This is a genomic window from Flavobacterium ginsenosidimutans (genome assembly GCF_003254625.1).
Classification (GTDB): Bacteria; Bacteroidota; Bacteroidia; order Flavobacteriales; family Flavobacteriaceae; genus Flavobacterium; species Flavobacterium ginsenosidimutans.
On record NZ_QJRJ01000062.1, the window covers coordinates 40698 to 61152 of the forward strand.

Genomic DNA, 20455 nt, shown 5'->3' on the forward strand with positions numbered 1-20455 from the left:
TGATAAATTTTTAGACTTTCAACGTAAACCAAAACGTACTTCCCAATCCTAAATTACTCTCAACCCCAACACTTCCGTTTTGGGCTTCAATAAATTCTTTGCTGATCGCCAAGCCTAATCCAGTTCCTGATTTCTGACTTCCTGGAATCTGAAAATATTTATCGAAAACTTTGTCTTTGTATCTTGGCTCAATTCCTTTTCCAGTATCAATAACCTGAAAAACCATATGATTATTTTCTTCTTTTAATTTAATAAGAATCGTGCTTTTTTCAGACGAATATCTGATAGCATTTGACAAATAATTAATCAAAACCCAGCCTGTTTTTTCAGCATCTGCTTTTACGTTTTTGAGGTTTTCATTGGCATCAATAACTAACTGAATCTGTTTTTGATCGGCTTGAACTTTTACAGCTTCTACGGCATATTTCACAATTTCATGTGGATTGCTTTTTCCAATATTCAGCTGAATATTTCCTGTTTCCAATTGTGATAAATTCAATAATTCTCCCGTAATTTTCAACAAACGCTGACTATCATCTTTTATACTTTCAACTAATTGTTTCTGATCGTCGTTCATATCGCCTGTTTTAGCATTTTCAAGCAATTGGAGACTCAATTTTATAGAAGCAATTGGTGTTTTTAATTCGTGCGAAACGGTGGCAATGAAATTCGTTTTTGCAAAATCCAATTCTTTAAAAAGCGTAATATTTCGAAGAATAATTACATCGCCAATATTGATCTCTTTTTCTTCGCCTGTTGGCGTTATCGTGATATTGTGAATTTCTTTTTCGAAATAACTTTCTTTTCCGTGAGCAAAAATTTTGAGTGGCTGTTTTTTCGGAGTCTCACTTTCTTTCAGAATTAAAGAACGAATTAAATCATTAGAAACCGCTAATTCAGAAGCAGGTTTTCCAATAATATCTTCCGATTTTAGACCAATAATTTTCAGCGCTTCATCATTCACAAACAAAACAATTCCTTCGTTATCCAAACCAATAATTGGATCGTTCATATTATTGATAAGAGTTTCTAGTCGTTTTTTCTCAAAAAGAAGTTTATAAACATTGCTATCATGATATTCTTCCAGCTTTTGTGCCATTGTATTAAACGATTTGGCTAAATCTCCAAATTCGCTGTGACTTGTAAAATGAACACGTTCTGAATAATTTTTATTCGCAATTTCCTTAATACTCTGCGTTAATTCTCTAATAGGATTCGCAATATTATTGGGCAGATTAACCAATAAATTAAAAGCAATCAAAAAGCATAAAGTCCCCACAATGGCAATAGATAAATTTGCCGTTTCAGCCGATTGTTTGGCGATGTCGCTTTTCTGTTTTATGGCGTCAAGATTTAATTTCATGATAGCAAAAATATCTTGACGAATTTGCACTTTTACACTTTCATCAGCGGTATTTTTAGCTAAAAGAATAAAGCTTGCTTTCAGTTGTTCGGTTGCTTGTTTTTCGCCTGGTTCTGTAATATTTCGGGTTTGCTTTTCAAGATTTTCTTCAAAATTCTGAATCGTTTTTTTCGAATCTGATTTCATTCCGTCTAAAGCAAAAATCATATTTCGCGAATATTCCAGCGTATTGTAATTAGATTTCAGAATATTCTCGGTGTCCTGCTTAATCAAAAAAACAGAATAAGCACTCACTAACGAGAGAATGATGATCATTAGAAATAACAATCCAACACCCAGATTCAATTTGGTTTTAATTCTCATAAAGTCATTGCGAGGAACGAAGCAATCTCATCCTCTAAATTAATTATTTTTGTGTGAAATGTTATTTGTAAAATGTGAAATGAAAAATAACATCTTACATCTCACATAAAACATTTTACGATAATATCACAAGATCAACATTTGACAAAGACAGTTTGTTTAGCAAACGCCTAAAAATTGTTGTAGACAAAATTACTTTAAATAAATTCAAATGTGGTTTCCCGATGCACACAGTTGTAATTTGTTTTTCTTCTACGGTTGTCAAAATTGCATTGGCGATATTTGAATTCTCGAGTTTAATTACTTCCGCACCTAATTGCACTGCGAGTTTAAAGTTATTAATTAAATGCCTTTGTTTGTCGAGTGCAATCCTATTACTGCTTTCCTGCGGAGTTTCTACATACAAAACATACCACGATCCGTTGTAATAGCTGGCTAATCTTGCTGCTTTTCTAATTATAATTTTGGCAGTTTTTTCATTACTGCTAATACATGCTAGCAATTTTTCATGTCGTAAAGCATGAAGATTCGGAACTTCATTTTCAACTTTTCGAACTACCTGACTTGCCACTTCTTTCAAAGCCAATTCGCGAAGTTGTAGAATCTGTTCTGATTTAAAAAAATTGGTTAAAGCAGTCGGAATTTTATCTGCAGTATAAATTTTTCCTTCTTTCAAGCGGGCAATCAAATCTTCTGATGTCAAATCAATATTTACAACCTCATCAGCCAGACGCAAAACATTGTCAGGAATTCGTTCCTGAACATCAATATTCGTAATTCGTTTTACATCTTCATTTAAACTCTCAATATGCTGAATATTAACCGCCGAAATGACATTAATTCCAGCTTCCAAAATTTCTAAAACATCCTGCCAGCGTTTTTCATTTTTGCTTCCTTCAACGTTCGTGTGTGCCAATTCATCAACAATAACAACTTCTGGACGAAGATTGATTATCGCCTGAACATTCAATTCTTCGAGTTCTTTTCCTTTATAGAAAATAGTCCGTCTCGGAATTATAGGCAAGCCTGCTAATAATTCATGTGTTTCCTTTCGCATGTGCGTTTCGATGTAGCCAATTTTTACATCGATTCCGTTTTTCAATAACGAATGCGCTTCCTGAAGCATACGAAAAGTTTTGCCCACACCGGCGCTCATTCCAATGTAGATTTTAAACTTTCCCTTTCGTGATTTCTGAATTAAATCGAGAAAGTGCTGTGCGTTATTATTTTTCTGTTCCATAAAAATATGCTTTAAGCAATAAGCTTTAGGCTTTAGGCAGTATAACTTTTAAAAGCTTACTGCTTAAAGCCTATAGCCTAAAGCTAAAATGAAATCGCCAGCGAAGTCGTTACAAACGTATTCGTGTCCGTTGGAAGATTGTCTTTATTTGTGAAGATTTCATCTTTACTTGAAAGATTTCTGGCTTCAATTCTAAACATAACATTATCAGTAACTAAGTAATCAAAGTTAGCCGAAAATCCGTAAGTTTTAAAACCGTTTGGCGTTTCCGTTGCGATAATTACACCTTTTTCATCACTATAATATTCACCTTTCACTGCAAGCTGAATTTTGTCAACTGGTTTGTATTGCAGAATCAAAACTGGCGAAAACCAAGTATCATATTTGTTACTATTTTTAGCCGATTGCTGAGATCCAATATCAAAACCAGCAGTAATATTTGTCTTTTCCGTTACCTTAAACTGTCCGTAAAAGTTGTTGAAATAACGCCATTTTTTATCAATATCCGGCTGTTCATTTCCAACATACGTACTCCAGTTTAAAACAACTCGATCAGACGGTTTGTAAGTAAGCTGTGTTCCAAAAGCAGGAGTTTGATTTCCTTCAACTTTCTCAATTCTTTGCCAGCCATTCAAGTACATTCCTGCCAAATACCATTCTCCAGATTCAGACGTATAACCAATTTTAACTCCCGTTTCATAATAAGGAGAATTCTCAGCCATAATACTTCGAGTTAAAGTCTGGCAATCTTTTCCAATCGCACTCTCAAAACCAATATGCGAAGGCATGATTCCCGCATCAATCCATAAATTATGACTTTTTGAAATCTTCACACCAACATTCGCTTCGTAAACATTTTTTAATAAACCTTGCTCGGCAGCCATATTATATTCGGCATAAGTTCCAGCCATCAAAGCAAAATTTCCTCGGACATTATCTTTTGAATAATTCACTTTTGCCATACCTAAATTCAGGCTTACCTCGTTGCTTTTATTATAACTGTAAAAAAATCCCGGGCGCGTATGATCTTCCGGTTTTGCAAAATCATAACTATAATAAGCGTCTACATATCCTGAAAACGTAAACGGACTTTTTGATTCTTCTTGTGCATGTAAATTGCAGTAACCAAAAGCGATTAAAGCAGTAAGTATTATTTTTTTCATTTTTGTGGTATTCTATTATTTATTAGTAGATTTTTTAGGAGCTAATCCCGCTATCCGTTTCAATCTTTTGTGCCGAACCCCGGCACAAAAGGATTTCTACTACTATCGGGGCTAGGGCATTTGGGTAAAAAAGGCGTTTTTGTTTCCTGCAATCCCGAAGCTTCGGGACAAAACCTTGTAGGTATTAATTATAAGTTTCAGTTTAAGTTCTGTTTGTTATCCTGAGGAACGAAGGATCACACTAATAGCTCGACAAAGATTGGCGATCATGCAGACGGAGTTTCTCGTGTGATCCTTCGTTCCTCAGGATGACAAGCTTTTCGGTTACCGTATGATTATAGTTGATGTCGATTTTCATACCTACAAGGTTTTGAAAACCTTGCAGGAGAAAAACTTAGTAGCTCAGTATCTTAGAACCTTAGCATCTTAGCGAAGCTGATCCAAAGCCGCATTCAATTCCAAAACATTCACTGTTTCAGGACCAACAACGGCTGTATTAATTTTAGATTCAACCAAAGCTTTTACTTTAGTTTCGTCCAGTTTTCTTTCTTTAGCAATTCGTTTTACCTGAATCAAAGCGCCTTGTGGAGAAATATTCGGATCTAAACCACTTCCTGAAGCCGTAACCATATCTGATGGAATATCAGATTTTTTCAAGTACGGATGAACCAATAAAAGTGTATCAATTCTTTTTTGAACCAAAGCCAAATAGTCAGCGTTGCTTGGACCTTTGTTACTTCCTGCACTTCCTGCAGCATTATAATCAACAGCCGAAGGTCTTCCCCAGAAATAATTCGATTTATCGAATTTCTGACCAATTTTTTGATAGCCAACCACTTTTCCGTTAACCGAAATCGTTTCTCCTTTTCCTTGATTTGGAGCCAATTGTGCGATTCCATAAATCGCTAAAGGATAAATAACCGCAAACAAAATCAAAGTAAATACGGTAAGTTTTAATAGTGAAAATAGATTTTTCATTTCTTTTGAGATTCTAAGACTCTAAGATGCTAAGATTCTAAGTTTTTTCTTAAAAGCTTATAGTTTAAAGTCTATGTTTTTAATTGAGTTTTGTGAACCTGACAGGTTTTTAAAACCTGTCAGGTTTGATTTTTACATAAATAGTGCGACAACTAAATCAATTACTTTAATTCCAATAAAAGGGACAATCAATCCGCCAAGACCATAAATCAAAAGATTTCTTTTTAAGATGGCACTTGCTCCAATTGGTCGATAGTCAACACCTTTCAGCGCAAGCGGAATCAATATCGGAATGATAATCGCATTGAAAATTACGGCTGATAAAATCGCACTTTCAGGGCTATGCAAATGCATAATATTCAAACCTTGCAGCGCAGGAATCGCAGTAATAAAAAGAGCAGGAACAATAGCAAAATATTTCGCAACGTCATTTGCAATAGAAAAAGTAGTTAAAGTGCCTCGAGTCATTAAAAGCTGTTTTCCAATTTCAACAATTTCAATTAGTTTCGTTGGGTCATTGTCAAGATCGACCATGTTTCCTGCTTCTTTTGCAGCTTGAGTTCCGCTGTTCATGGCAACACCCACATTCGCCTGAGCAAGGGCAGGAGCATCATTTGTTCCGTCACCCATCATGGCTACTAGTCGTCCTTCGGCTTGTTCTTTTCTAATGTAATTCATTTTATCCTCAGGCTTAGCCTCGGCGATAAAATCATCAACACCAGCAGCTTCGGCAATAAATTTGGCCGTAAGCGGATTATCACCCGTAACCATAACCGTTTTGATACCCATTCTGCGCAAGCGTTCAAAACGTTCTTTCATTCCGGTTTTTATAATATCCTGAAGTTCGATAACACCTTGAACTACATTGTCTTTAATAACAACCAGCGGCGTTCCTCCGTTAGACGAAATCGTGATAACTTGTTGAGCAGTATCTTCAGGAAAAGAATTTCCGGCTTGCTGTGCAATATTTTTTGCAGCATCCTGAGCACCTTTTCTAATATTAGTTCCATCTTTTAATACTACCCCAGAAGTTCTGGTTTCGGCAGTAAATTTTATAGTGTGCGAAATGTTATCTGTAAAATGTGAAATGTCTTCCTGCATTTTACCGTTTAAATTGATCGTTTTGCTCAATTCAATAATACTTTTTCCTTCTGGAGTATCATCTGCAAGCGAACTTAAAACAGCCGATTTCACAAAATCATCAAAAGAGATTCCTTTTGTTGGATAAAAATTGGTTGCTTTTCTGTTTCCAATGGTAATGGTTCCGGTTTTATCCAAAAGCAGTACATCAATATCTCCAGCAGTTTCAACCGCTTTACCAGATTTTGTAATTACGTTAGCACGCAACGCTCTGTCCATTCCCGCAATACCAATCGCAGAAAGTAAACCTCCAATTGTAGTTGGAATTAAACAAACAAACAAAGCAATGAAAGCCGCAATCGTGATGGGTGCGTTGGCATAGTCGGCAAACGGTTTTAGCGTAACGCACACAATCACGAAGATTAAAGTAAATGCGGCTAATAAAATGGTTAAGGCAATTTCGTTTGGTGTTTTCTGACGGCTCGCACCTTCAACCAAAGCAATCATTTTATCTAAAAAGCTTTCGCCTGGTTCAGAAGTTACTTTTACTTTAATTTTATCAGATAATACTTTTGTCCCTCCAGTAACCGAAGATTTATCTCCGCCAGCTTCCCGAATTACAGGAGCACTTTCTCCGGTAATGGCACTTTCGTCGATTGTAGCCAGACCTTCGATAATTTCACCATCGGCAGCAATTAAATCGCCTGCTTCACAAACGAAAATATCGTCTTTTTTTAATGCAGAAGAACTAATGTTTTTAATTTCTCCGTTTAGCATAATTTGTTTAGCCGGAGTTTCTTCACGTGTTTTTCGTAAACTGTCGGCTTGTGCTTTTCCTCTTGCTTCAGCAATTGCTTCGGCGAAATTGGCAAATAAAAGCGTTGCCAGTAAAATTAAAAATACAATTAAGTTATAAGTAAAACTTCCTTGGTCATTTGCGCCCATTAAGATCGAAACGCAGACAGCAAACATAATGGCTGTTCCAATTTCTACGGTAAACATTACCGGATTTTTGATCATCAACTTTGGATTAAGCTTCACAAAAGACTGCGCTAAGGCTTCTTTTACCTGTTTGCTTTCAAACAATGATGTGGATTTATTAGTTGTCATTTTCTTGTAAAAAGTTAAATGTTATTTGTTAAATGTTATGCGCTAAAAACACATAGATTATAGAACATAGCCAGCGGTTTTAACCGCTGGGACGTAACGTATATCACAATCTTTGCCCCCGCAATTCGTTTCCCGTGGTTGAAACCACGGGCTATGTTTGAAATATTTTGCGTTTATTTTTATGTGTTTAAAAATATCCAGCATTTTTATTTTAGTGTAAAGAATTCCGCCAAAGGTCCAAGTGCCAACGCTGGAAAGAACGATAAAGCTGCAATAATTGCGATTACAGCAAAAGTCATGATTCCGAAAATTGAGGTATCAGTTTTTAAAGTTCCTGCACTTTCCGGAATGTATTTTTTTCCTGCCAATAAACCTGCAATTGCTAATGGCCCAATGATTGGAATAAAACGGCTTAACAGTAATACAATTCCTGTAGTGATATTCCAGAACGGATTATTATCTCCCAAACCTTCAAAACCAGAACCGTTGTTAGCAGCACTTGAAGTATATTCATATAACATTTCTGAGAATCCGTGATTGCCTGGATTGTTTAACCAGCCTGTTGCGTTTCCGTTAAACCAATAACCCATTGCAGTATCGTGTGCAGCAAAATAAGATGCTAAAGCAGTTCCTGCTAATATTAATAATGGGTGAAGGATGGCGATAAAAGCAGCAATTTTAACTTCCCGAGCTTCGATTTTCTTCCCTAAAAATTCAGGAGTTCGACCAACCATTAATCCGGAGATAAATACAGCCAGAATAATGAAAATATAGTAGTTCAAAATACCAACACCACATCCGCCGTAAAAAGCATTCACCATCATCGATAATAACTGCATAGTACCAGACATAGGCATTGAACTATCGTGCATACTGTTTACAGAACCTGTAGAAATTACTGTTGTAGCAATACTCCAGAAACCTGATATTGCGGGTCCAAACCGAACTTCTTTTCCTTCCATTGCTCCGGTTGCTTGTGCAATACCCATTTTTTCGATAGCAGGATTTCCGTTGATTTCACTCATAACTGTTGGAACAACCAAGAGTAAGAAACCAACCGTCATAACACCCAAAATAATATTCGCTAATTTTCTTTTGTTGAGATAAAATCCAAGTGCAAAAATCATCGCAAACGGAATAATCATTTGCGCCCAAAGCTCAACTCCATTCGTAAAATAAGTTGGATTTTCTAATGGATGCGCTGAGTTGGCTCCAAAAAATCCACCACCATTTGTACCAATATGTTTAATAGCAATAAAGGCAGCAGCGGGTCCGCGAGAAACTTCTACATGATCACCCTGAAGCGTTGTAATAGCATCTTTACCTTCAAATGTCATAGGAGTACCGCTGAATACTAGTGCTACAGCTACAATTGCTGAAAGTGGTAATAAAATACGAGTACAGCTTTTGATGAAATAATTATAAAAATTACCCAGTTTTTCTGTAGTTCTTTCTTTCATTGCTGTAAAAATCATTGCGGCAGCAGCCATTCCGATACCGGCAGAAACAAATTGAAGGAACATCAAGACGATTTGTGAAAGGTAAGAAACCCCGCTTTCGCCTGAGTAATGCTGTAAGTTGCAATTAACTAAAAATGAAATAGCAGTATTAAATGCCAAATCTGGTGACATTGAGGGATTATTATCTGGATTAAGAGGTAAAGATCCCTGAAATAATAAGACAAAAAAGCAAAGAAAGAACCAAACCATATTGATACTTAAAAGTGCTTTTAAGTGTTGTTTCCAGTTCATTTCTTCAGCCGAATTAATACCGCTGATTTTAAAAATAAATTTTTCAATTGGATTGAAAATCGGATCAAGAAGTGTTTTATCTCCTAAATAAACTTTAGCAATATATTTTCCTAAAGGAATAGCTAAAACAATGGTGAGGAGAAAAATACCAATGACGCCTAATAATTCTGTGTTCATAATATGTGAGTTTTTGTAAAATGTAAGATGTAATTTGTAAAAATGAGACGGACGCATAACATCTAACATCTCACTTATAACTTTTTACATTATTAAAATTTTTCAGGTTTGATTAATACATAAACCAAATACACGAAAACGGCGATTGAAATAATAAATAGTGCGGTCATGATTTAGATTTTTTCAAAAAATTCGACTGACATAAAACAAATTGCAAATAGCACCACGGCCAATGCGAGTAAAAGAAATGTGATCATAGGATTTATTTTAGATTTTAGTGTTCAGATTTTAGATTGTGTTTGATCGGTTAAACAATTAAACAGTTAACCGATTAAACTTTTTACACTCCTGATGCATTAACCTGCTTGATATATTCCGCTTTAAGTGTTTGCGGAAATAGATGAGAAATATTGCAGTGACGCACTTCCATAAAAGAAGAAACCGAAAAAACATACACATTAGAAATGGCATTTTTAGTTTCGATGCTTCCGGTTATGAATAAACGTTCGGCAAGAGCCAGACATTTCTTAGCTCTTACTATATTTCCAGAAATAATAGATTTTTTGGTTATCTCAGCAAACCGTTCGGCTTGTTTGTAGATTGAGGTTACTTGATTTTTCATTTGGAATGAATTTTTAATGTTCTCCCTCCTTATGCCAAAATATGTTCCGAAAAAGTTGATTTATAGCTAAAGTGTTGTAAATAAAAGGAATGTAGTTTTATGCCAAAAATCAGGCATAAAAAAAGCCTATCATTTTGATAAGCTTTTCTCGTTTTGATATGTTATTGTCAAGCTCCAGAGGAGCGAAATATTTATAGAAATGATGAATCCACATTTATCAAAGCCCCAGCGGGGTGACATATTTTTTCAGATTGCGTAGGTGTCGCTCCTCTGGAGCTTTTTATTATTGGCAATAAAATAATCTATAAATATGATGCTTCTCCGAAGCTTTGAGAATTGTAATTGATATTGAAATTGAATTTTGCAATTGTTATTGAATTTGATACTCTTCCAGCTTTCTATACAAAGTCGCAATTCCAATTTCTAATAATCGAGCCGTTTCTGCTTTATTCCCTTTAGTATAATTTAAAACCTTTTGTATATGCAGTTTTTCAACACTCTGCATCGAGAAAGCCGACATAGGTTTTGAATTATTTTCAGTTTGATGTTGTTGCATTTCGTATGGCAGAACATCCGAAGTTAAGGTATCGCCATTACTTAAGATAACCGATCTTTCGATTATATTTTTAAGTTCACGGATATTTCCCGGCCAGGAATAATTTTCTAATTTCTGCAGAAAATCATCAGAGATTTGTAATGTTTTTTTATTCGTTTTTTCGGAAAACTGTTTCACGAAATGATTTGTCAAAACGGCAATATCTTTAATTCTTTCTCTTAAAGAAGGCAATTTAATTTCGAAGATATTCAAACGGAAATATAAATCAGAACGGAATCGATGTTCATCACTTTCTGTTTTTAAATCTCTATTTGTAGCGGCAATTAATCTGAAATTTGATTTTTTAGGAGTCGTGTCACCAACCGGAATATATTCGCTGGTTTCTAAAACACGCAATAATTTGGCTTGAAGATCAATTGGCATTTCACCAATTTCATCAAGAAATAAAGTTCCGCCGTTTGCTTCTTCAATAAAACCCTTTTTATCTTTTACTGCTCCCGTAAAAGCGCCTTGTTTGTGACCGAAAAGTTCGCTTTCTAAAATTTCTTTTGTAAAAGTACTGCAGTTTAATGCCACAAAAGATTTCCCAACACGATTACTATTTTCATGAATGGCCTGTGCAAAAACTTCTTTTCCAGTTCCGGTTTCGCCAGTAAGTAAAACAGTCGAATCTGTTTTGGCTACTTTTTGTGCGAGATCAATAACTTGTTCAATTCCTTTTGATTTTCCAATAATGGTATTAAAAGAATATTTATCGTTAATACGTTTTTCTAATTGCTGAACTTTTTTCTGTAGATGTACTTTTTCGACAGCTTTATAAAGAAGCGGAATAATTTTATCATTATCGTCGCCTTTTACAATATAATCGAAAGCGCCATTTTTCATTGCTTGAACGCCGTCTGGAATATTCCCAAAAGCAGTCAGCAGAATAACTTCTGTCAGCGGAAAACTTCCTTTTATGTTTTGAAGAAAATCAACGCCATTTCCGTCAGGAAGTTTCACATCACATAAAACAACATCAATATGCGTTTGTTCCAGTTTTTTAAAACCGGATTTCAAATCTTTGGCTTCAAAAACTTCAAATCCTTCCGATTTTATAATACGAACCAGCAGACTTCTCAGTTTTTCTTCGTCGTCTATAATTAAAATTTTGTGTGTCATTTACAGAGATGCTAAATCAAATTTTGGTATTTGATGTACAAAGTTAGGTTTAAAATCTGTTCACTTTTTTGAATCGATAGAAATTATTTTAAGCAGTAGAATCAGTTTTAAAATATTTTTGTGAAAAAGAAATGTACTTTTAAGTCGAAAATGAACCACTAAAATTTATGTCAAAACGAATTCTCCTTATAATAGCTTTCTTAATCTTAGGAAGCTTTACTAGTTTTTCAAATGGAATTATCGAAAAAGATTCTTCAAAACCAAAGACCATTTCATTCAAAATAAAACTAAAATCGGCAGATAAAATTAAAATTGCTGTTTCGCAATTAAAATACAACAAACATTTCGCTTACAGTTTTACACTTGACGATGGTTACAGATCGGCTTATTTAAATGCTTTTCCATTATTGAATGGAGGAAAAATCAGTAATTCATCAATTAACGAATGGAAAATCGATCAAGGAGGTGACGGAACAACTTCGGAAGGACTTTTCTATTCGGACGGATTCGGAAATAAAATTCCTTTTAAATTGGCTTTGGCGGTTAACGGAGGTTCAATTCGAGATTTGCCAGAAAATCGCGGACATCTTTCGTGGCCTGAAATTAAAGAAATGTACAATGCTGGTTGGGATATTTTAAATCACAGTTTTCATCATGCAACAAAACATGGAACTAAGTACTTGACAGAAGTAACCGAAAATACTACTTCAATAAAACAAAATATAGATTTTACCATGTCGCATTTTGTAGTTCCTGGCGGAGAAGGGGATGATAAATATTATTTGGAATATGAAAAAGAAGCACTTAATAACGGACATTTTTCGGTAGCGTCTTATTATGGTGTTGGACCAGTTTTTAATGCCGATTCAAAAGTAAATCTAGATAAAATGATTACGGCCAGAACTTTTGTGCAGAGTTCAAAAGATACAACCAGTTTCAAAACAATGGATCGCTATTTAAAAACTTTAGATTCAATTGTAAAACAACCCAATGCAATTTGGTTTAACGAATTTACACACGGAACAGGAAACACAAATCTGTGGAATTTAAGCATGCGTTTCCCTGATTTTAAATACTATATGACAACGCTTGCCAATAAATACGGAGCAAAAGGGAACGATTCTATCTGGATGGCACCTTGGCAGGAAGTTTACGAATACATTTGGTTAAGAGACAGAATTAAAGTCGATTTTCAGCAAAAAAATAAAGAAGTAATAGTTACAATTAAACTTCCGGAAATTCCAGAAACTTTTAGACATCAAGATATTTCTTTAGCAATTGATACTTCTTCAAAATTTCAAATCGAATCCAACAAAGATTTAAAAATTAAAGACGACGGAAAATCAACTCACAAACAGATTTTCATTCAATTGAAATAAAAATGTTTCATAAAAATTTAAACACATAGAAACATAGTTTTTTGGAATGTAGAAAAGGCGTTTCACTTGCATAAATTCACATCGCTAGCTATGTGTTAGAAACTAGTTTCTTTCGATTTTCTTTATGAGTAAAAGAAAAAAACTATGCTTCTATGTGTTTAAAAATTATTCTCACCGAAAAACTTCTAGTCAATTTCCTTTTCGTTGTCCTTTATAAAAGTATCAATATTCATTAAATACGGATCAATAACAATGCGTTGAGGTTTTGTTTTCAGTTTAACTTTACCTTCAACTTTATTGTTTTTGATTGCAAAAGGATAACGAAATAATTTCCCGTTTTCATCATAAATTCCAATATCTATTGTGGCGTCGTTTGCAATTAATTTTCGTTCTCCGGTGGCATTTTCCTTGTACTTTTTGGAATTAGCTATAAAAGAAACTTCATAAAAACCATTCTTTTTAATATTGGTGACTGATTCTATTTTGGAAGAATATGTGATAATCTGCTTAAACATTTCATCTAATTTAGAATATAGTTTTTGATCTGTTACAGCATAAATCTCTTTTAATAAATCTTCAGAATCAGGAAACGGATTTGGATATTTATAATGATTCAGAAAATTTTTCAAAGCCAGATTTACTTTTTCTTCACCAATTAAAACCCGAAGCTGATGCATTACCAGCATACCTTTATCATAAGGCAAATGCGGCGTATCGTAATTTGTTTTATACAAAGGCGTTTCAGGATCATAACTTCGGCTGCTTAGATATAAATCCAGATGAATTTTTAAAGTTTCTAGTGCTTTTTCCAAACCATGCTCTTTTTCATAAAGCATCAGCTCAGTGTATTGCGCCAGAGTTTCGGTCAAAATCCAGCTTCCTTCTTTTTGTTCCGGACTTATTTGTGAATTTCCCCACCATTCATGCGACAATTCATGAGCCGTTAATTGATTAATTACATCTTCCTTATCCTTATTGTTGAGGTTGCTGTAAAATCCGAAATTCTCTTTCATAAAAACCGTCGACGGATAAGAAGTCGCGGCAAATCCATCGGCGAAAGCAGAAACTTCGGCATAACGAATTGTTTTGTATGGATATTTTCCAAAGTTATTTTGGCAGTAATCTAAAGTATTTTTTACATCCTGAATTAGTTTTTTAATGTTTCTCGAATGTCTTTTATCATAAAAAACTTCAATCGAAATAGTTTTATAATTCGTTTTTTGGATTTCATATTCGGCAGAAGAAAAAGCAAATCGAAACGGAATCTTACCGTTAGATTTATAATGAAAATAATTACGGTTGTCTTTTTTCCAATTCCCAATTAAATCTCCAACACCAATCGCCGTTTGATTTTCAGAAGTCGAAACCACAGCATCATAATCAATAAAATCATATTTAATTTCCGATTTGTCTTCCAGTTTTTTAAGAGGCGTCTGCGGTTTCAAATGCCTTTTTGTTCGCTCTTTTTTACTGCTGATTTCATTTGATTCCTGATAACCAAAAAGCGGAAAGTAACGGCTTATTCGCATAAACGAACCATTTTCGATTATAGAATTAAAGGCAGTATGTCCTTTAAATGGTGACCACGACGACTCAAAAGAAAAACTCATTTTCATTTTCTGTTGAGGTAACAAAGGTTTTTCCAATCGATACCAATAATGATGAAATGCCGAAACATCATCGAGATTTTTAGAATTCGGAATTTCAACAGAAGTCAGTTTCGAATTTCGATCTATATATAGGAGTAAACTATCAATTGATTTTTCAGAATTATTGATCAATTCATAAATGCCTTTTACTTTATAACGATTTTCATCAGGAAATAAATCAACTTTACTTTCTACAGAAACAATTGTGGGCTGCGCAAGATTGGTATATTTTTTGAATTGCTTTTCATATTGCTCGCTCCAATTATTCTGATCTTCTTCGGTTAAATACGGATATTCGATATTCGTTTTATAAAAAAGATAACTTCCAAAACCAATAAAAAGAATAACTCCGAAAGCAAAAGTTGTCTTTTGAATACCATTCAATAAATTTCTTCGAAAGGTTTTTACGATTGAGGCATTTCTTTTCCACAACATTCCAGTCAAAGTAAGAAGCAGTAAAGCCAATCCGAAATTGTATAACACCGAAATATGAAACGGAAAAGTATATTTTCCGAAACCATTCATATCAAAATATTCTCTTTTAAAAGCATTTCCAAATCGTAGTAAAGGATGCGAAATTCCCAATTGTTCTCCAATTCCCGTACAAAACAAAATGCAGACAAAAGCAGCAACCGAAAGTCCGATGTATTTATTTTTAATAAAAGTTTGAATCGCAATTACTAAAATCGAAATCAACAACAACGGAAATCCGAGATAATAAAACAAAGAAAGATAAAGACCAGTTTCGATTGGAGCATTGGGATTCACAATCTGAAATGCGCATCCAATTAAAATACTAATGCTGATTATGATTAACGGAATGATAAAAAGCGCTTTCAATTTGGATAGTAAAACTACAAATTGAGAATAGGGCGCAGTATTTTCGAGCATTTCAAATGTCGAATTTTCGCTTCGGTTTAATAATTCATTGCTGTAAAAGAGAAGAATTAAAATTAGAATAAACGGCAAACGATCCATTATGGTGGAAATCATTAAAGCCGTATCCGTAATTTTTTCGGCTAATCGGATTCCGCCGTCAATTTCATCCGAAATTTCGATTGCCAATAATCCCGAAAATAAAAGAACAATCACTAAAAACGGAATTCCTTTTAGAACTAAAAAAATATCCAGCTTGATATTGCTTTTAAAAACAGCAAAATTATGCCTGAACGTTTTGAACTCGATGTTTTTTGGAATTTCCGAAGAAAAGACTTTTGCTTCTTTTGAAATAGTTTTAGGCGTTTTTGTCTTTTTGTTTTTTGTTTTTCGGAAAGAAAACAAGCGATAAGAAACAATAAGCAAAAACAGTGAAACCAAAATCCACAACAGTCGGTTAAATAAAAAGTTTCCCGAAAGCGAAACCAGTTCCGTATTTTTTTCAATCGAAGTCCAATATCTTGTTTGTTCTAAAAACGCTGCCAAACCAAACGGATCTATTTTTGCGGCCAAAGACATTGCTTTCGCCGAAGACGGAGAAGCATTTGCAAAGATGGGCGAATTAGAAAAAATGGAACCTGCGATATATAAAATGTAAATTAATAAACCGCCAACATAAATAAAAAGTTTACTTCGCGTAAGCCAAGCCAAAGCCGTCAATATAGAAAGACAAAGAAAAATATTCGGAATCACAATTACAAAATACGGCCAGAGATAATTTATAATTTCAAAAGGGCCAATTTCGCTTTTAGAAAGCCATGACATTTGGTGTCCAACGATCATTCCTGTAATGAACATTCCAAAAGAAACTACGGCGATTGCAAACGCAGTAATAAATTTAGGTGCCAAATAATGAAACTTAGAAATAGGAGAGGAGAAAATAATCGAATCGAATTTCGTTTCATATTCCTTTAAAAAACTTTGTGCAACCTGAAGCGTAATCGAAAATATCGTCATCAGCGAAATTAGGCCAATCGCATACGTAAGCACATACGGACTATTTTTGTAAGCTCCCGAAAAAGAAAAATTCGCAAAAGCACTCACAAAAAATCCTAAAACCAAATAAATGATAAATGTGGCATAAAAAGTCCAGCTTCTTGTATTGTTATGCCATTCAAATTGAATTAATTTAGAAAGCATAACACTAATTTTTAAGTTGATTTTGAGCTAAAACACTAAAATAAACATCGCTTAAATCTGGCGATATCAATTCGAAACCAGAATCTGGACGTTGATCAGAGAAAACATGAATATTGATTTTCCCTGAATTTAAGTTGGACGAAATGATATTAAAGTTTGATTGATGATCCTTCAGTTCTGTTTTTTGAATCGCCTTCATCCAGATTTTATCTTTCAAAGAATCGATAGCTTCGTTTGGTTTTCCTTCCAAAATCAATTTTCCGTTAGAGATAATCGCCATCTTAGGACATAAATCACGAACGTCTTCTACAATATGAGTCGATAGAACTACGATAATGCTTTCGCCAATTTCGCTTAGCAAATTATTAAATCGGTTTCTTTCCTCCGGATCAAGTCCCGCAGTAGGTTCATCTACAATAATAATCTTCGGATTTCCCAGTAAAGCCTGAGCAATTCCAAACCTTTGACGCATGCCTCCCGAAAAAGAATGAACCGCTTTGTCTTTATGCTGTAATAAATTAGTCTGCTGCAACAAATACAAGATTTGATCGTGTCGTTCCTTTTTATCAACAATTCCTTTTAAAACTGCCAGATGATCGAGCAGACGATAAGCAGAAATTTTAGGATAAACGCCAAATTCCTGTGGCAGATAACCCAGATTTTGCCTGATGAACATTGGATTTTCCAGAATATTAATTCCGTTAAATTCAATACTTCCCGAAGTAGGTTCCTGCAAAGCGGCAATAGTTCGCATTAAAGTCGATTTTCCGGCGCCGTTTGGTCCTAATAAACCAAACATTCCGTTTGTAATTTCAAGCGATAAATTGTCAATCGCTTTTGTGCCGTTCTCATACGTTTTGCTGAGATTTTGGATTGATAAACTGTTCATTTTTTGATTGATTTTGATGATTGAATTAAACTATGATTTGAAAAAATTAGGCAATAGAATACCTGTCGGCTTCAAAAACCGATTTATTAAGAGTGAAATAAGATTTAAAAGAAAGCTATTCTGCCACGTATTCTAAAATATCGCCAGGCTGACAATCCAATATTTTACAAATAGCTTCGAGAGTATCAAACCGAATTCCTTTTGCTTTTCCAGTTTTTAGAATCGATAAATTAGCAGGTGTAATATCTAGTTTTTCTGCCAACTCTTTACTCTGCATCTTGCGTTTGGCAAGCATTACATCAACATTTACAATTATTGGCATAGTTATATAAATAAGTCTTGTTCGTTCTGAAGGTTTAAACCTTGTTTAAAAATGGCTGCTAAAAAGTAAGCGAAAACGCCAAGCATTCCGTGCAATAGAATAAAAATCGAAACTTCATTATCCAGCGGAACAAAAAAGAAAGCCACAAATATTACAATACCCGGAATTAATAAATTGGATAAATAGAAACGCCTTAAATGAGAAATTCCATTTACAGTAAATAATTTAGGCTGAAAAAATACCTTAAAAACATTACTACTCAATAAAAAGAAAAGTCCGTACAAACTCAACGGCGCCAAAAAATCAAAAAGAATATAAGGCAGGTTGTAATCGCCAAGCATTAAAGGATGCGAAGTAAAAGGATAACAAACCTGAAAATACTTTCCGTTGTCTTTAAATGTCAGAAACAATCCTGTAATTAATGTAAAAACAGAATATCCGGCCAAAAAGAAATAAATCACAGACAAAAATCGGGTAAAGTAAAATAATATTTTGGATACAATATGAGTTGTCTTCATATATAGAAAAGTTAGATTGATATTGCAAATGTATAATTAATTATCGTAAAACAATAATTAATTGTTAAAAATTATATTCTTGAAGCGTTTCAGAAATATTATAAATCTATTAACATTAGAAAACAAAAGGCATCCGTATAAATGAGTTAATTTTGTAGACTAGCATTTTTTTATATGAAAAACCCAATTTCAGTCTCATTATTAGACCTCGCTATCATCACTCAGAATAGCAATGCCACAGAAACATTTCAAAAAACAAAAGACATAGCGCAATTAGCAGATACTTTAGGATACAAGCGATTTTGGCTTGCAGAACACCACAATATGGCACACGTTGCAAGTACAGCAACGGTTGTTTTAATTGGTTATGTAGCAAGTCAGACCAAAAATATCCGTGTAGGTTCTGGCGGAATTATGCTTCCGAATCATTCTCCTTTAGTAGTTGCTGAGCAATTTGGGACCCTGGAAACACTTTATCCAAACCGAATCGATTTAGGTTTAGGAAGAGCGCCGGGAACAGATCAGCCAACTGCCGAAGCAATTAGAAAAGACTTTTTCGAGCAGGCACAGCGTTTTCCGCAAAACGTAAGCAAACTTCAAGAGTATTTTTCAAGCGAAAATGAAACAGGAAAAGTACGCGCATTCCCAGCTGAAGGACTAAAAGTTCCTATCTGGATTCTAGGTTCAAGTATGGATAGCGCTGCTTTGGCAGCAGCTTACGGATTGCCTTATGCTTTTGCCGGACACTTTGCGCCAAAACTGATGATTCAGGCATTTGAATTTTATAGAGAAAATTTCCAGCCTTCAGAATATTTAGATAAACCGAAAACAATGGCTTGTCTGAATATAATAGCTGCAGATACCAATGAAGAAGCAGAACTATTGTCTACAAGTTTGTATCAAATGTTTCTAAACCTAATTAGAAACGATCGCAAAGGTTTACAGCCGCCAGTTCCGTCACTAGATGATATCATGAACGAACAAGAACGTTTCCATGTCAATCAAATGACAGCCGGAACTTTCACAGGAAACAAAGAACAATTAATAATCGATTTGAAAAAGTTCATTGACTACGCAAGAATCGACGAACTAATGGTAACCAGTCCAATCTTCGATCATCAGGCAAAACTAAAAAGCATTCAAATCACCAAAGAAGCAATCGACAGCCTAAATGAAAGTATACATATATAATTATACTATATAATATTAAGAGTAGATTTCCTTCTCACAACCCGACAGGTTTTAAAAACCTGTCGGGTTTCTTTTTTTGTACATATATATAAGGTATGATTTGAATATTATGATTTTTCAGGAGCCATTTCCCGCTATCCGCTCCAATCTTTTGCTTTTTAAAGAAAAAAGCAAAAGGATTTCCGCTTCTATCGGGGCTAGGGCATCGGTTTCCAGAAGAAATAAAAGGCTAAACTTGGCATCTTGGCGCCTTTGCGGGATTAAAAAGAGAAGAAAAGAAGGCTTTGCGCCTTAGTGCCTTCGCGGCAAAACAGCAAAAGCAATAGCCAAATGCAGAAAAACCCCACAAGAGGATAAAAAACTTTGCTCTGTAAAGAATCCGTTATCAGCGAGTTAGGAAAAAGTTTTAAAAAAGATCAAAAAAAGGCGGATAAAAAGCTTGCGCAAGCGGAAAAAGGTTCTACTTTTGCACCCGCAACAGCGAAAGGCGCTCATCGAAATACTGGCAGGAAAGAAGAATCGGAGGAAAAGAAATTTTCTGAAAAAAGATTCGGAAAAGCTTGCGGGATTTGAAAAAAGCTTTTACATTTGCACCCCGCAAAACACGGAAGTTCATTGAGAGACTGGAAGGAAAATTGAGAAAAAAGAAACGAAAAAAAGTTTCAAATTTTTTTTAAATTTTTCTTGCGAGAAACAAAAAGAATTTTTAGTTTTGCACCCGCTTTGAAACATAGGCGAAGACAAAAAGAAAGACACGTTCGTAGACATATTGAATTGACAGCCGTTTTAGCAGAGATGCTAAAACAAAAAGAATAAGAGCAGTAGAATCGCAAGATTCGAAAAGAACCGATAGATTTCGTCGAGATA

The 20455-nt window shown here is 34.6% G+C and carries 15 protein-coding genes; 2 read left to right on the forward strand and 13 right to left on the reverse strand.

The annotated features are described in order from the left end of the window. Window positions 1–10 precede the first annotated feature (10 nt). From DM444_RS01695 to DM444_RS01735, 9 genes are all read right to left on the reverse strand, one after another. Entirely contained in the window at window positions 11–1726 is a 1716-nt protein-coding gene (locus tag DM444_RS01695) for a sensor histidine kinase (protein WP_111283390.1), read from the reverse strand. Window positions 1727–1841: 115 nt separating this feature from the next. Further along, window positions 1842–2966 carry a sensor protein KdpD gene (locus DM444_RS01700; protein ID WP_111283391.1) on the reverse strand — a complete coding sequence of 375 codons (1125 nt, stop codon included), beginning with the start codon at window positions 2964–2966 and terminating at the stop codon, window positions 1842–1844. An 83-nt stretch (window positions 2967–3049) separates the two neighbouring features. Next, on the reverse strand, window positions 3050–4129 hold the full coding sequence (locus DM444_RS01705; RefSeq protein WP_111283392.1) for a porin: 1080 nt from the start codon (window positions 4127–4129) through the stop codon (window positions 3050–3052). A 426-nt stretch (window positions 4130–4555) separates the two neighbouring features. After that, window positions 4556–5107, reverse strand: a complete 552-nt coding sequence (locus DM444_RS01710) for a K(+)-transporting ATPase subunit C (protein ID WP_111283394.1) — start codon at window positions 5105–5107, stop codon at window positions 4556–4558. Window positions 5108–5239: 132 nt separating this feature from the next. Continuing rightward, window positions 5240–7297 carry a potassium-transporting ATPase subunit KdpB gene (gene kdpB / locus DM444_RS01715; RefSeq protein ID WP_111283396.1) on the reverse strand — a complete coding sequence of 686 codons (2058 nt, stop codon included), beginning with the start codon at window positions 7295–7297 and terminating at the stop codon, window positions 5240–5242. Between the two features lie 206 nt (window positions 7298–7503). Continuing rightward, a complete protein-coding gene (gene kdpA, locus DM444_RS01720) occupies window positions 7504–9225 on the reverse strand; it encodes a potassium-transporting ATPase subunit KdpA (RefSeq protein ID WP_111283418.1) in 1722 nt (573 codons plus the stop codon). Between the two features lie 92 nt (window positions 9226–9317). Beyond that, complete coding sequence (kdpF, locus tag DM444_RS01725) at window positions 9318–9395, reverse strand: K(+)-transporting ATPase subunit F (RefSeq protein ID WP_081909388.1); 78 nt, start codon at window positions 9393–9395, stop codon at window positions 9318–9320. 170 nt (window positions 9396–9565) lie between these two features. Next, window positions 9566–9847 (reverse strand): DUF7674 family protein, encoded by a 282-nt coding sequence (locus DM444_RS01730; protein WP_026730398.1) that lies wholly within the window; start codon window positions 9845–9847, stop codon window positions 9566–9568. A 370-nt stretch (window positions 9848–10217) separates the two neighbouring features. Beyond that, window positions 10218–11564 (reverse strand): sigma-54-dependent transcriptional regulator, encoded by a 1347-nt coding sequence (locus DM444_RS01735; protein WP_111283398.1) that lies wholly within the window; start codon window positions 11562–11564, stop codon window positions 10218–10220. A 167-nt stretch (window positions 11565–11731) separates the two neighbouring features. Here DM444_RS01735 and DM444_RS01740 point away from each other — a divergent pair, with 167 nt between their 5' ends. Continuing rightward, window positions 11732–12943, forward strand: coding sequence for a polysaccharide deacetylase family protein (locus tag DM444_RS01740; RefSeq protein WP_111283400.1), 1212 nt, complete (start codon window positions 11732–11734; stop codon window positions 12941–12943). A 185-nt stretch (window positions 12944–13128) separates the two neighbouring features. Here DM444_RS01740 and DM444_RS01745 read toward each other — a convergent pair whose 3' ends face one another. The 4 genes from DM444_RS01745 to DM444_RS01760 all read right to left on the reverse strand — a co-directional run bounded on the left by DM444_RS01745 (window position 13129) and on the right by DM444_RS01760 (window position 18397). Further along, on the reverse strand, window positions 13129–16668 hold the full coding sequence (locus DM444_RS01745; RefSeq protein ID WP_111283402.1) for an ABC transporter permease/M1 family aminopeptidase: 3540 nt from the start codon (window positions 16666–16668) through the stop codon (window positions 13129–13131). A 4-nt stretch (window positions 16669–16672) separates the two neighbouring features. Then, a complete protein-coding gene (locus DM444_RS01750; RefSeq protein ID WP_111283404.1) occupies window positions 16673–17557 on the reverse strand; it encodes an ABC transporter ATP-binding protein in 885 nt (294 codons plus the stop codon). 115 nt (window positions 17558–17672) lie between these two features. Continuing rightward, a complete protein-coding gene (locus DM444_RS01755) occupies window positions 17673–17879 on the reverse strand; it encodes a helix-turn-helix domain-containing protein (protein ID WP_012024053.1) in 207 nt (68 codons plus the stop codon). Window positions 17880–17881: 2 nt separating this feature from the next. Beyond that, entirely contained in the window at window positions 17882–18397 is a 516-nt protein-coding gene (locus DM444_RS01760; RefSeq protein WP_111283406.1) for a DUF2975 domain-containing protein, read from the reverse strand. Window positions 18398–18571: 174 nt separating this feature from the next. Here DM444_RS01760 and DM444_RS01765 point away from each other — a divergent pair, with 174 nt between their 5' ends. Further along, window positions 18572–19588: an LLM class flavin-dependent oxidoreductase gene (locus DM444_RS01765; protein WP_111283408.1), complete on the forward strand. Its 1017-nt coding sequence runs from the start codon at window positions 18572–18574 to the stop codon at window positions 19586–19588. The last annotated feature ends 867 nt before the right edge of the window (window positions 19589–20455 follow it).